Raw genomic sequence first — 13,397 nt, 5'->3', positions numbered from 1 at the left:
TGTTGCGGCGGTGGGCAGTTCACTTGAGTCCCGAACGCACGAAGGCGTTGACGATATGACGCTGCAACACCAGGTAGAGCAGCAGGACCGGCAGGCAGGCCAGGCTGGCCAGTGCCATCATCGGGCCCCACTGGTCGCCCTCGGTGCCCATGAAGCTGCGCAGGCCGAGCTGCAGGACGTCGTTGGATTGGCGCAGAACCACTGCGGGCCAGAAGTATTCGTTCCAGGCGTTGATGAACAGCAGGATGCCGAGGGCGGCGAGGGCGGGGCGCAGGTTGGGTACCACGACCGTCCACAGGATGGCCCAGGAGGAGCGCCCGTCGATCTTGGCGGCGGCGATGAGCTCCTTCGGGAAGGCGTTCATGTGCTGGCGAAGCAGCAGCACCCCCAGTGCCGAGCACAATGTCGGCAGGACACAGCCGATGAGTGTGTTGATCAGGCCCATCCGGTTGAGCAGGATGTAGTTGGGCAGCATCGTGACCTGGAACGGCACCAGCCAGACGCCGACGAACGCCAGATACATCAGCCGCTGCAGCGGGAAGGTGTACATCGCGAACGCGTAGGACGCCAGCAGCGCGATCAGCAGCTGGCCTGCCGCGGACAGGATCGCCACGACGAACGTGTTGGCGATCAGGCCGGCGACGTCGACCTTCTGCGCCGCGTCGAGGTAGTTGTCGATCGACAGCGGCCACGGCAGCGGCGCGAGCGAGGTGACGTCCTCGGGCCGCCGCAGTGCCGTCGCGAACAGCCAGTAGATGGGGAACACGCACACCAGCGCCACCCCGGCGAGCAGCAGATGGCTGCCCGCCAGGCGGAGACGGTCAATCATCATGAACGGCAACCTTTTCCGAGATCCAGACCAGCACGGCGGCCAGCGCGCCGAACCCGACGAACAACAGCACACCCGCCGCGGCGCTCAGGCCGGCATCGAAGCTGTGGAACGCGTAGTCCCAGAGCAGGTAGTAGATGTTGGTCGTGGCCTGCGACGGTCCGCCCTGGGTCATCGAGTCGATCAGCGGGAACGACAGGGTGGGACTGAGCAGGACGGTGGTGAGCACCAGGAACAGCAGCGTCGGCGACAGCAGCGGCAGGGTGATCCAGCGCCGGATCTGGCCCGGTGTCGCCCCGTCGACCTGCGCGGCCTCGCTGTAGTCGCCGCTGATGCCGGCCAGACCGGCCCACACCACCAGCACCGCGAAGCCGAGCAGCTGCCAGCCGGTGATCACGATGATCACGGCCTGCGCGGTCGAGGAGTCGTAGACCCAGTTGTGGCCGGTGCCGACGAGCTGGTCGACGAATCCGGAACCCGGATGCAGCAGCCACCGCCACACCGCCGCCGCCGCGACGGGCGCGACGAGGAACGGCGCGAACACCAGCGCCTGGTAGAACGTGCGGGCCCGGCCGTGCACCCGCCTGCTTGCCAGCGCGATCAGCACCGGCAGCAGCACCGTGAACGGCAGCAGCCCGAGAATCAGGGTGGCGGTCCGGCCCAGCGATCCCCAGAACGCCGGAAGATCCAGCAGCCGAGAGTAATTGGCCGTGCCGACCGGCGTCATGGGTGCGGTCGGCAGCAGGTTCCACGAATACGTGGACAACTGCACGGCCTGCACCAGCGGCTGGTAGGTCCACACCACCAGCAGGATCAGGGCAGGCGCGAGATACAGATAGGGCGCGATGAGCCGGGCCGTCTTGCGCCGGGTGAACCGGCGCGGACCCGGCGCAGGGGCGATGACCGCCGCCTGCGCCGGGTCCTGCCTGTCGTCGATGACGAACATGTCACCGCGTCCGTGCGGCGATCGCCGCGAGCTGGTCGAGCACCTCGGTTTCGGGCCGGTCGTAGACCGGGGTCGCCGGGGTCGCCTCGATCGCGGTGGCCAGCACCGTCGATCCGACGAGATCGATGCGGCTGTACCCGAATCCGGTGAGCCCGCGGTGCCTGCCCGCCGGCGCCATCGGATCGATGCGGTACGACAGCGCCGGCCCGATCCACACCGGGATACCGGCGACCGCCGCGGCGGCCGTCAGGTGGTTGTGCCCGCACAGGATCATCCGGACATCCGAGCCGTCGAGCACCTCCACCAGCCGATCGGCGTCGGTGAGCTTGAGGAAGTCGGCGGTGGCGATCGGCGAGGGCAGCGGCGGATGATGCAGCACCAGCACGGTGCCCCGTGGGGCCGGCGTGCGGAGCTGATCGGTCAGCCAGGCCAGCTGTTCGAGTTCGAGCCTGCCCTCGTGCCGCTGCGGCGTGGTGCTGTCGAGCACGATGATGCGCAGGCCGGCGATCTCGACGCTGCGGTCGTGCGGCAGCGTGGTGTCCACCGAACCGGGAGCCAGATCCAGCAGCTCCTCCCCGAAGGCGGCACGCTCGTCGTGATTGCCCATGACGTAGACGATCTCGGCGCCGAGCTCGGCCGCGACCGGTTCGACGGCCGCGCGCAGCCGCCGGTACGCCTCGGGTGACCCGTTGTCGGACAGGTCACCCGAGAGCACCAGGGCGTCGACGTGCTGCCCGGCCTCGCGCAGGTGGGTGAGCACCCGCGCGAGGTTCGCGTCGGTGTCGACGACACCGTGGACGAGCTCACCGGCCGGGCGCAGGTGGGTATCGGTGAGCTGGACGATGGTCAGATCGCTCATGCGACCGGCAGGAGTTTGGTGCCCTCTGCCTGCGCAGCGGTCAACGTGGACTGAGGATCCTTGCCCTGGAACACGATCGCCTCGACCGCGTCCATCATGCCGTCACGCATCTGCAGATAGTTGTTGCCCGGCATGGACACCCACGGCTCCATGTTCGCCAGCTGGGCGACGTTCGGCTTCAGCAGCGGGTTCTTCGCGGCCCAGTCTTTCAGACCGTCGGCCTGGTCGAGCAGACCGGTGCGCAGCGGCAGGTAGCCGATGTTCTGCGAGATCTTGATGTAGGATTCCTCGCTGGTGAGGAACTTGATCAGTTCCCACGAGGCGCGCTGCTTGGCCGGGTCGTTGGACAGGATGTGCAGGCCGGCACCGGAATTCGTCGGCACGGTCGGCTTGCTGCCGAACGACGGCATCGGCGCCGACCGCAGGTCCCACTTGTCCTTGGCGCCGGTGACGAAGGTGCCCTGGATGGCGCTGGTCTCGAGGATCATGCCGATCTCGCCGCGCGCGAACGCCTCGTAGCCCTGCTTCTGGTTCAGCTTGGGCATGCCGCCGGTGTTCACCAGGTTCTGCGCCATCTGGGTCACCTCGACGACGGGGGCGTCGGCGTAGGTGAGGGTGCGGCGGTCCTCGGAGATGACCCGGCCGCCGTTGGACCGCACCAGCGACTGGAAGCACCAGTCCTTGGCGGTCTTGGTGAGGCAGTCGATGTAGACACCGCCCTTGCCGGTGCGGTCGGCGATCTGCTTGGCCGCGGTGGCGACGTCGGCCCAGGTGGCGGGCGGCTTGGCCGGGTCGAGACCGGCCTCGGTGAACAGCGACGCGTTCAGGTACAGCACGGGGGTGGAGAACACGAACGGCACGCCGTAGGTGTGGCCGTTCCAGTCGTCGAGGACGCGGGCGCGGGGGGCGTAGGCGTGGCGGCCGTCGAAGTTCTTCGCCACCTCCTGCTTGCCGACCAGGGTATCGAGCGGCTTGGCCTGCAGCTGGTGCACGGTGAAGTCCAGGTCGGAGAAGCCGAGCTGGGCGACGTCGGGCGGGGTGCCCGCGACCATCTGATTCTGGATGCTGGAGATCGTGTCGGTGGCCGGGTTCGGGCTGTTGCCCTGCGGCTTCTGCGCGGTGACCTTGATGTTGGGGTACTTCTTGCCGAAGTCGGCGATCAGCGCGTTGAACGTGTCGGTCCAGGCACCGGCGAGACCGTAGTTGTAGGACTCGAAGGTGATCGAGACCTGCTGGTCGGGCTTCAGCTCGGGGATCTGCGCGGTCGTCGTGGTGTCCGTGGACACGGTGCCGCCCAGACCGCAGCCGCTCAGGGCGACGGCGGTGGTGAACACCACGCCCAGGACGGGCAGGGTGCGTTTCATGGTAGTTCTCCTCATCAACGGGTCGTGCGGAAATCAGGGGACGGGCACTGCCGCCGCGTCCTTGCTCGGGGTCGAATCCGATTGCGGCGCTTGCCAGGTCAGCCGGAGGCCGGTATCGGGGTCGAACAGATGGATGTCGGCGGGATCGACGCGCAGGGCGATGTCCTGGCCGACGCGGACCCCGGCCGGGCGCGGTGCGCGCACGCACAGGCTGGTCGTGCCCGCGTCGAGGTGCACCAGCTCCTCGCTGCCGAGGTTCTCGACCATCCGCACCGTGCCGGTGACATCGCTCGCCCCGGCGTCGATGCGCAGGCGTTCGGGGCGGATACCCCCGATCACCGCGGCCGCGTCGCCGAGCTCGTCGGTGATGTCGAGCGCGGCGTCGACGCCGTCGGCCGTCACTCGCAGTCCGCCGTCGCGGGACTGCACGACCGCGGGGAACAGGTTCATCGGCGGCGAACCGAGGAACCCGGCGACGAAGGTGGAGCGCGGCTGGTCGTAGAGCTCGGCGGGGGTGCCGCACTGCTCGACTCTGCCCTCGTTGAGCAGGGCGATGCGCGAGGCCATCGTCATCGCCTCGACCTGATCATGGGTGACGTACAGGAACGTCGCGCCAAGGCGCCGGTGCAGGGAGATCAACTCCGCGCGGGTCGCGCTGCGCAGCTTGGCGTCCAGATTCGACAGCGGTTCGTCCATCAGGAACGCGCCGGGATCGCGAACCATCGCGCGCGCCAACGCGACTCGCTGCCGCTGTCCGCCCGAGAGCGCGACGGGCTTGCGGTCGAGCAGGGCCGACAACTCCAGCGTGGCCGACACTTCGGCGACCCGCTGGGCGATCTCGGCGCGCGGTCTGCGCCGGGCCCGCAGCGGGAAGCCGATGTTCCTGGCCACCGAGAGATGCGGGTACAGCGCGTAACTCTGGAACACCATCGCCAGGTCACGGCGCTGCGGCGCCGCGTCGGTGACATCGGTGCCGCCCACCAGGATCCGGCCTTCGCTCGGCTCCTCCAGCCCGGCGATCATCCGCAACAGGGTGGATTTGCCACAGCCGCTGGGGCCGAGCAGCACCATGAATTCGCCGTCGGCGATGTCGAGGCTGACCTCGCGCACGGCGTAGTCGGTGTCGAACTTCTTCGACACCGCTTCGATCTGCAGTCGTGCCACGTCTCTCCTTCAGGACGGCGCGGTGCCGGCCGTGATCCACTGCGACACACCCGCGGCGATCGCGGGCGAGTCCTTGAGCCAGGTGAAGTGATCCAGGTGCTCGACCGCGGAGTTCTCGTCGATGTGCCACTGGGTCACCGCGGCGGAGGGCATCCGCGAGACCAGGAAGTCGACATTGGACTTGGGGCCGAGCACGTCCTGGGACAGCGAGATCGCCAGCACCGGCAGGGTCATGTTCGCCAGCAGCGTGTTGTAGCGGCGCTTGGTGCCGCTGGGGCGGTAGTAGCTGGTGAGCGAGTGGATCGACCAGTCGACCATCACCCCGCCCGGCATCGGCGCCGGGATCAGCACGCCACCGGGCCAGTGGCCCTTGACCCGCGAGACCAGGCCGATCCACTGGATCTGGCTCAGCGCCTCGAACCAGCGGCGCGGACCGAACGCCCACCAGAACACGGTGCCGGTGCCGATCACGGTGATCCCGTCGACCCGCTCGGGCTCGGCGGCGGCGAACAGCAGCGCGAGCTGACCGCCCAGGCTGTGCCCGAACAGGTGCAGCGGCGCCTGCGGGAACCGCTGCTCGACCGCGGAAACGATGGCGGGCAGGTCGATTTCGAGCATCTCGCGGTAGCCGAAGTCGGTGTGCTCACCCAGGGCGGGCTCGGCCTCGCCGTGCGCGCGCAGGTCGCAGGTCGCCACCGAGAGGCCGGTGGCGTGCAGCGCCTTGGCCAGCGACTGGTAGTTGCGGGCTTTCATCGCCATGGCGGGCAGGATCAGCACCACCGGGGCGGTGGGGTCGTCGGCGGCCAGCCAGCGCACGGTGAAACGCACGCCGTCGGCGGTCTCGACCGTCGTGGTGTCGGGCGTGGTCGTGGTCATCGTTCGTCCGTTCCGGCGATGCGCACATCGCACACGTAGTCGAAGGTGAATTCGGCGGTGCGCACGTCGTTGTCGTCGAGCAGCTCGGCGCGACCGGACAGTGCGAAGCGCGTGGTCTCGGTGGCGGCCAGGACCGCGGCCAGCTGCTCGGCGTCGACGGTCGCGACGGCGCGGATGCGGCCGCGGGCAGGCTTGCGGTAGGCGGCGGTGCCCCCGCGCAGCACCAGCCGGTCGATCGTGTGCAGGCGGTGCGCGGCGGCGCCGACGAAGGCCGCGGCGCCCGCGATGTCGGCGGCGGTGAACAACGCACCCGCGTGCACGGTGCCCATGTGGTTGCACATCACCGGCTCGGCGGGGATCTCGACCACCGAACGGGCCGGGGAGATCTCGGTGATCCTGGTGCCGACGTGGGCGCCGAAGGGGACGAGGGCCTGCGAGGCGTCGCGCAGGTACTCGAAGTCGACGGCGTCGGGATCCAGGGCGGGGTAGGCGGCGCCGAAACCGGCGATACTGCGCGTGGTCATCCTCGTGTCCTCTCAGCGCGGTCCGCGCAGGACACGCCGCGCGATCGACCAGCGCAGCACCTCCGACGGGCCCTCGTAGATGCGGAAAGCCCTGGCTTCCACCAGGAATCGGGCCACCAGGTAGTCCTCGCAGACGCCGAGTCCGCCGTGCAGCTGCACCGAGCGGTCCAGGACGCGCCAGACCGCCTCGGAGACGAAGGTCTTGGTGATCGAGGCTTCGTGGCGGGCCTGCGAGGAGGCGGCGCCGTGCTCGTCGATGGTGGCGGCGGTGGACCGGATCAGGCTGCGGGCGGCGGCGATGTCGATCTCGTTGTCGGCGATCAGGCCCTGGGCCAGACCATGTTCGGAGATCGGCACGCCGAAGGAGTAGCGGCCGGTGATGTGGTCGGCGGTGAGCTGCTGGGCGCGCACGGCCAGGCCGAGCCAGTTCATGCAGAACACCAGCCGTGAAGGCGCCAGCCGCACCTGCGCCAGGTCCAGGCCGCGGCCGACAGCGCCCAGGATCGCCGACTCGGGGACCTCGCAGTCGGTGAACTCGACCTCGCAGTGCCCGCCGGGTGCGCTGGTGTGGTCCAGCGTCGGCATCCGGCGGCCCACCTTCAGGCCGGGATTGTCCTGGTCGACCAGGAACATGGTCGGACCGTCGGTGGTGGACGCGACACAGATCGTGAACGCCGCGCCTTGGGCGCCGGTGGTGAAGTGCTTGCGGCCGTTGATGACCCAGCCGGTGTCGGTCTCCTCGGCGACGGTGGCCAGCATCCGCGGATCCGAGCCCGCGCCGGGGGCCGGTTCGGTCATGGCGATGGCCGAGCGGACCTCACCGGAGGCCAGCGGGGCCAGATACCGCTGCTTCTGCTCGGGATTCGCGACCGCGGCCAGCAGGTGGATATTGCCGTCGTCGGGCGCCCAGGCGTTGACCGCGAGCGGCCCGAGCAGACTCGCGCCCGCCGCTTCGAGGACCTCGGCCTGTGCCCTGGTGTCGAGGCCGAGGCCGCCGTATACGGGATCCGAGAGCGGGCCGAAGACGCCGGCCTCCTTGGCCTTCTTCTGCAGGTCGAGGCGCAGGGCGTCGTCGGTGACCCGGCCACCGACCACGACCTCGCGTTCCACCGGGATGACGTGGTCTTGCACGAACTGCCTGGTCTTGTCGACCAGTTCCGCCACTGGAGTCATGTCGCCAGTCTCGGGCGGGGCGCGCGTCGGGAGCCGGGGCGATAGTGAATGTCGATCGGTCCAATCGACTCGCCACGCCCCGGCGGCGCACTCGCCGGGCGTGCAGCACGGTGATCTCGACAATGATTCCGCCGAGGGGATGGGCATGACCGACGTGAGGGTGCGGGTGATCGAGCGCACCGACGAAGCCGATGCGGTATTCGCCCTGGTGCTCGCCGCGGTCGACGGTGGCGATCTGCCCGCGTGGACGCCGGGTGCGCACATCGATGTCGCGGCAGGCTCCGCCGGGGTCCGCCAGTACTCGCTGTGCGGCGATCCCGCCGAGCGGGACCGGTGGCGGATCGCCGTTCTGCATGAACCCGCGGGTCGTGGTGGGTCGGCGCATCTGTTCCGGACCGCCCTGCCCGGCACCACGCTGTCGGTCTCGGTGCCCCGCAACAACTTCGAGCTGGCCGATGCCGCGGAGTACACGTTCGTGGCGGGCGGGATCGGGATCACCCCGATCCTGCCGATGATCGCCGCCGCCGAGCAGGCGGGCGCGCACTGGACGCTGCACTACGGTGCGCGCACCACGGCGCACATGGCCTTCGCCGACGCGCTCACCGAGCGTTACCCGCAGGTGCGGCTGGTGCCGCAGAACGAGTCGGGGCTGCTACCGGTGGCGGAGATCCTGGCCGCACGGCCGGCGGCGACCGTGTACTGCTGCGGACCGGAACCGCTGCTGGCCGCCGTCGAAGCCGAGGGCGCACGGCAGGGCGTCACCGTGCGCACGGAACGTTTCGTGCCGCGGCCGGTCGAGCGCACCGGAACCGACGAGGCCTTCGAGGTCCGGCTGGCGCAGACCGGGCGCACCCTGCGGGTCGCCGCCGACCGCTCCATCGTCGACGTCCTCGAATCCGCGGGCATCTCGGTGATCACCTCGTGTCGCGAGGGCACCTGCGGCAGTTGCGAGACCCCGGTGCTCGACGGCGAGGTGGAGCACCGCGATTCGCTGCTCACCGCAGAGGAGCGCGACAGCGGCGCGACGATGATGCTCTGCGTCTCGCGTGCCCGCTCCGGCGTGCTGGTTCTCGACCTGTGAGCGCGTCGCGGAATCGGCGTCCCAAGAACGTGCGCGTATCGGACGCGCCGATTCCCGTCCGGGAATGTGAGAGGAAGAAATACACGATGAGGAAATCTGCTGCGGCTGCGGCCATGCTCGCCGTCGCGATCGGCATCACCGCCGGCGCCACCGGTTCGGCTTCCGCGGACGCCGATGCGCCGGTGAACTTCACCGCGCAGGAAGTGGCCGGCAAGTCCGTCATCACCACCGATGCGGGCTCGATGGTCGTGGAAGAGGGCGCTTTCAAGCTGAAGGCCCCCAACGGCACCACGATCGCGGCCACCCCGCTGACCTTCCGTCTGGACGACTTCGAACTGCCGATCGCGGCCGAGATCGCGGGCACCACCGCGACCCTGACTCCGCAGCTCGACGTGTCGAAGGCCGTCTACAAGCCGGTCGCCCTGCCCTACGAGGACAAGGCGCCCTGGAAGAGCGAGTACGACCGTGAGGTCGCGGCCTGGAGCCGTCTGACCAGCACCATCTCCATGGGCGCCAGCATCGGCACCCTGGTCGGTGGCCTCGGTGGCGCCGCCGTCGGTTGCGTCCTCGGCGGCGTCCTCGCCGGCACGGTCGCCCTGGGCACCATCGTCGGTCTGCTCGGCCCCTTCCTGCCCGCCGCCGCCGTCGGCTGCATCGCAGGCGCGCTGCTCGTCGGTCCGGTCGGCGCCATCGCCGGTCAGATCTTCGTGACCGCCCCGTTCGCGATCGGCGCGGCCATCCAGTACTTCACCACCATCAACCAGCCGTTCAACGCACCGGCCAAGTAGAAGGTGGGCGAAGACCCGGTTTAGAGCGCCGGGGGACACCCGACCCCGTCCGATCATCCGATCGGGCGGGGTCTTTCCGTCGTCCGGGCGGTGGGCGCCGGTGCGCGTTCAGTAGGTTCGACGGATGAGCGCGACCTCCACCGCCCTGTATTGCGGGACACGCTGGGATGAGCAGGGGCGGTGGTGCTACGAGCTGATTCGGGCGGACGGCAGTACCGAGTCCCTGCCCGGCATCGGTACCCGGCTGGCGTTCCGGGTCAGCGAGCCGGGTCGGTTCTGTCTCGGGTATCACGGGTTCGGTGGCGGGCGGCGGGGGCGGCAGGCGTGTCCGCGGCGGGCGCGGGTCGACAGCGGCAAGCAGTGTGCGCAGTGCCGGATCACGGAGGGGTGGTCGGCGGTGCACAGTCATCGGGGTCCGCTCACGGCGTTGCCCGAGCAGGTCCGTGACTATGTGGCGCAGCCGCATCACCTGTATGTCGCGTATTTCGGTGACGGGATGGCGAAGGTCGGGACGGCCTCGGCGTCGCGGCGGCAGCGCCGGCTCTTCGAACAGGGCGCGCTGGTGGCGCGATTCATCACCGATTCGCCGGACGGGTTGCATGTGCGCGAGCTCGAGCGGGTGGTGTCGGAGCGGGCCGGGCTGCGGCAGGCGGTCGCCGGTGTCACGAAGACCCGCATCCTGACCAAACCGCTGCGGCCGTGGTCGGCCCTCGAGGCCGCCGTCGCCGACGCGGCCGAGCACGCCGCGGGCGCGCTGCCCGCCGACATCACCCGCACCGACACCGTGTGGTCCGGTGGCCGCGACTTCTACGCCACGATCCTCGCGCGTGGCCGCTTCCCGGACGCCACCGAATTCACCGAGGACTCCGGCGAATACGTCCTCGACGCGGTCACCGCGCACGGGCACACCATCGCCTGCGTGGACGAAGCGGGTGCCGGTGAACTGGTGCTGGTCAACGACACCCGGCTCATCGGCCGCCGGATCGAACTCGACGCCGCGATCACCGCGGCGCCACGACCCGCCCAGACCAGCCTCTTCTGAGCCGGTGACACGGTTCAGCGCACGCGGACCGGGAGTTCGAGCAGACCGCGGATGAGGGTGCTGGTCTGCCAGCGGACGGTGGTGGCGGATTCGGCCAGGCGCAGGCCGGGGAAGCGGCGGAGCAGGGCGGTGAAGGCGATCTCGGCTTCGAGACGGGCCAGGGGAGCGCCGACGCAGAAGTGGATGCCGTGGCCGAAGGCCAGGTGGCCGGTGGGGTGGCCGTCGGTGGTGAGGGCCTCGGGGTCGGTGAAGCGGGCGGGGTCGCGGTTGGCGGCGGCCAGGGCGACGTAGACGAGTTCGCCGGCGGGAATCTCGGTGCCGCCCAGGGTGACCGGTTCGTCGGTGTAGCGCACGGTGGCCATGTCGACGGGGCCGTCGAAGCGCAGGAACTCCTCGATCGCCGCGGGGATGCCGGTGGGGTCGGCGCACAGGGCCTGCCACTGATCGGGGTGGCGCAGCAGCGCGTTGACGCCGTTGCCGATGAGATTGACCGTGGTCTCGTGCCCGGCGACCAGCAGCAGGAACGCCATCGCCACCAGTTCGGGATCGGTGAGCCGGTCGCCGTCGTCGTCGGCGAGCACCAGCTCCGAGAGCAGATCGTGGGCGGGCTGGGTTTGCTTGGCGCGCACCAGCTCCGAGAGGTATTCGGCCATCGCGGCCGCGGCGGCGGGCCGGTGTTCTTCCTCGCCGACGACACCGACCAGGGCCCTGGTCCAGGTCTGGAAGTCGTCGCGATCGTCGAACGGGACGCCGAGCAGTTCGCAGATCACCGTCACCGGAAGCGGATTGGCGAAGGCGTCCATCAGGTCGACTTCGTCGGCGCCTGCCATCGCGTCGAGCAACTCCGCGGTGATCTGCTCGATCCGGGGGCGCAGGGCGGCGACCTGACGGGTCGTGAACGCTTTGTTCACCAGTTTGCGCAGGCGGGTGTGACCCGGCGGATCGGTGCTGAGCATGTGGGTGAGCAGCGCCAGCGCATTCGGATCGGTCGGGGCGGTGCGCTTGCCGTCGAGGATCGCGGCGGCGGTGGCCATGTCCTTGCGCAGCCGAGGATCGGCCAGTGCCACCCTGGCTTCGGCGTAGCCGACGACCACCCAGCGGACGACGTCGTCGGGGAAACGGACCCGATGGACCGGGCCCGCGGCGCGCCAGCGCCGGTAGTGGGCGTGCGGATCGTCGAAGAAGTCGGCGCCGATGGACTCGACGCGGGCAGCAGCGGTGGTGTCGGCCATCTGACCGACGGTACCCGCGCCCGGTGAACGACACACCCACGTCGCGTGATCCCGATCAGCCGATCGGAGCTCAAGATGGAATGTCCTGTGGCAAGACGGAATTCACCCTGTGCTGATCGAATGCCGGAGGAATCGTCCGCAGGGAGGAAAACCATGACAAGTACCGAAATCGACGCGACCGCCGACCGGCGGGTCGCCGAATTGACCGCGGTATTCGAGCGCGGGCTGCAGGAAAAACTGGGCGTCGGCGATTCGCTGGGTATTCGGCTGGACAGCGCGTCGAAGGGGCGCACACGGTATTATCTCGACCCGAATCCGGCGACCATCAACGCGATGTTCACGGTGCACGGCGGCGTGCTGGCCACCCTCATGGACACCGCCATGGGCAGCGCGGTGTTCACCGAACTCGGTGACGGTGTCGCGTACACGACGCTCGAACTGAAGGTGAACTTCATCCGCGCGGTGACCCTCGACGGCAGCAGGCTCACCTGCGACGCCACCGCCGTGCACGTCGGCAGGCGCACCGCCACCGCCGAAGGGCGGATCACCGACGCCGCGGGCAAGCTGATCGCCCACGGCACCACCACGATTCTCGTGCTGGCCCAGGGCAACTGACACAACGACACCGGCCCCCTCTCCGTGGACTTCCCGGAGAAGGGGCCGCTGTCGTGTGGGCTCAGGCCAGGGTGCGGCAGCTGTCGACGAAGGCCACGAGCTCGTCGACCGGCTCGGTGCGGGCGTCGACCGCGCGGTCGATCACCTTCACCAGGTGTTCGTAGGCGGCGGTGTGGTCGTAGTCGGCGACATCGGCGATCCGCAATGCCCACCGCCAGTAGCCGCGCAACGTATCCGACAGTGGCATCCGGAAATTGGCGACGACATCGCGGATCGGCGCCACCACCGCGTCACCGTCGTGGCGCAGGTACCGGGTCACCACGTCGGCCATGAAGCTGAAATGCCGTGCTTCGTCACGCGACAACCGGGTGAGCACCGCCGCCAGCACGGGATCGGCGACCACGTCCCGCAACTGCTGGTAGTAGATCTGCGTCGCCTTCTCCTGCACCAGGGCGTAGGCGAAGAACTGGACGGGATGGTCGTAGGGCAGGTCGAACGGTTTGTGGCCCTCGACCGCGAGTTCCGACCGCAGCGTGTCGCGGTCGGCGATGCCGGCTGCCTCCTGGTAGCGGGCCAGTGCCCTGGCGTGCGTGTCCTCCTCGAGCGCCCAGCGCACCGTGAAGTGGTAGAGCTCCCGATTGTGTTCGAAGGTCGGCAGATCCACGCTGTCGTCGACGGGGAAATGCCGGTGGTAGACGTCGAAGTAGCCGGGCAGATGGTCCTCGATGAGGGTGACGAACTGGACGGCGGAGCGCTGCCCCTCGGTGAGCCTGCCCGCGTCGGCGGCGGCCCAGTCGAAGGCGGTCTCCACGTCCCAGGCGCGGGTCGCGGGGGAGGCGGCCAGGAAGCCGTCGACGGCCGCGACCAGGTCACCGACGGGCAGCAGTCCCGGTGTGGTGATCAT

Annotated in this window: 14 protein-coding genes; 4 read left to right on the top strand and 10 right to left on the bottom strand. The window is 69.5% G+C overall.

The window, feature by feature from the left end; all coding sequences use genetic code 11:
- Positions 1–19 precede the first annotated feature (19 nt).
- Genes IEY60_RS02255 through IEY60_RS02220 form a run of 8 tightly spaced genes read right to left on the bottom strand, consistent with a single transcriptional unit; the run spans position 20 to position 7,735 of the window.
- On the bottom strand, positions 20–832 hold the full coding sequence (locus tag IEY60_RS02255; protein ID WP_189023258.1) for a carbohydrate ABC transporter permease: 813 nt from the start codon (positions 830–832) through the stop codon (positions 20–22).
- Entirely contained in the window at positions 822–1,775 is a 954-nt protein-coding gene (locus IEY60_RS02250) for a carbohydrate ABC transporter permease (protein WP_189023256.1), read from the bottom strand. The genes IEY60_RS02255 and IEY60_RS02250 overlap by 11 nt, the downstream gene beginning before the upstream one ends.
- Position 1,776: 1 nt before the next feature.
- The gene (locus IEY60_RS02245) at positions 1,777–2,634 is read right to left on the bottom strand and encodes a metallophosphoesterase (protein ID WP_189023254.1); all 858 of its coding nucleotides are present in this window, start codon (positions 2,632–2,634) and stop codon (positions 1,777–1,779) included.
- Positions 2,631–3,998 (bottom strand): ABC transporter substrate-binding protein, encoded by a 1,368-nt coding sequence (locus IEY60_RS02240; protein WP_189023252.1) that lies wholly within the window; start codon positions 3,996–3,998, stop codon positions 2,631–2,633. The genes IEY60_RS02245 and IEY60_RS02240 overlap by 4 nt, the downstream gene beginning before the upstream one ends.
- A gap of 33 nt (positions 3,999–4,031) precedes the next feature.
- Positions 4,032–5,162 (bottom strand): ABC transporter ATP-binding protein, encoded by a 1,131-nt coding sequence (locus tag IEY60_RS02235; RefSeq protein WP_189023250.1) that lies wholly within the window; start codon positions 5,160–5,162, stop codon positions 4,032–4,034.
- Positions 5,163–5,171: 9 nt separating this feature from the next.
- Positions 5,172–6,038, bottom strand: coding sequence for an alpha/beta hydrolase family protein (locus IEY60_RS02230; protein ID WP_189023248.1), 867 nt, complete (start codon positions 6,036–6,038; stop codon positions 5,172–5,174).
- Complete coding sequence (locus tag IEY60_RS02225; protein WP_189023246.1) at positions 6,035–6,562, bottom strand: YiiD C-terminal domain-containing protein; 528 nt, start codon at positions 6,560–6,562, stop codon at positions 6,035–6,037. The genes IEY60_RS02230 and IEY60_RS02225 overlap by 4 nt, the downstream gene beginning before the upstream one ends.
- Before the next feature lie 12 nt (positions 6,563–6,574).
- The gene (locus tag IEY60_RS02220) at positions 6,575–7,735 is read right to left on the bottom strand and encodes an acyl-CoA dehydrogenase family protein (RefSeq protein WP_189023244.1); all 1,161 of its coding nucleotides are present in this window, start codon (positions 7,733–7,735) and stop codon (positions 6,575–6,577) included.
- A 145-nt stretch (positions 7,736–7,880) separates the two neighbouring features.
- Here IEY60_RS02220 and IEY60_RS02215 point away from each other — a divergent pair, with 145 nt between their 5' ends.
- The 3 genes from IEY60_RS02215 to IEY60_RS02205 all read left to right on the top strand — a co-directional run bounded on the left by IEY60_RS02215 (position 7,881) and on the right by IEY60_RS02205 (position 10,646).
- Complete coding sequence (locus IEY60_RS02215; protein ID WP_308426065.1) at positions 7,881–8,816, top strand: PDR/VanB family oxidoreductase; 936 nt, start codon at positions 7,881–7,883, stop codon at positions 8,814–8,816.
- A gap of 86 nt (positions 8,817–8,902) precedes the next feature.
- Entirely contained in the window at positions 8,903–9,604 is a 702-nt protein-coding gene (locus IEY60_RS02210; RefSeq protein WP_189023242.1) for a DUF8020 domain-containing protein, read from the top strand.
- Between the two features lie 124 nt (positions 9,605–9,728).
- The gene (locus IEY60_RS02205; protein WP_189023240.1) at positions 9,729–10,646 is read left to right on the top strand and encodes a DUF2797 domain-containing protein; all 918 of its coding nucleotides are present in this window, start codon (positions 9,729–9,731) and stop codon (positions 10,644–10,646) included.
- A gap of 14 nt (positions 10,647–10,660) precedes the next feature.
- Here the strand turns inward: IEY60_RS02205 and IEY60_RS02200 are convergent, their stop codons facing one another.
- On the bottom strand, positions 10,661–11,878 hold the full coding sequence (locus IEY60_RS02200; protein WP_189023237.1) for a cytochrome P450 family protein: 1,218 nt from the start codon (positions 11,876–11,878) through the stop codon (positions 10,661–10,663).
- Between the two features lie 153 nt (positions 11,879–12,031).
- Between IEY60_RS02200 and IEY60_RS02195 the strand changes: the two genes are divergently transcribed.
- A complete protein-coding gene (locus tag IEY60_RS02195; RefSeq protein WP_189023235.1) occupies positions 12,032–12,493 on the top strand; it encodes a PaaI family thioesterase in 462 nt (153 codons plus the stop codon).
- Between the two features lie 61 nt (positions 12,494–12,554).
- On the opposite strand, the gene IEY60_RS02190 is transcribed toward IEY60_RS02195, so the two are convergent.
- Entirely contained in the window at positions 12,555–13,397 is an 843-nt protein-coding gene (locus tag IEY60_RS02190; protein WP_189023233.1) for an acyl-ACP desaturase, read from the bottom strand.

The organism is Nocardia rhizosphaerihabitans, assembly GCF_014646295.1.
Lineage (GTDB): Bacteria > Actinomycetota > Actinomycetes > Mycobacteriales > Mycobacteriaceae > Nocardia > Nocardia rhizosphaerihabitans.
This window is presented reverse-complemented; position numbering and strand designations above follow the sequence as displayed.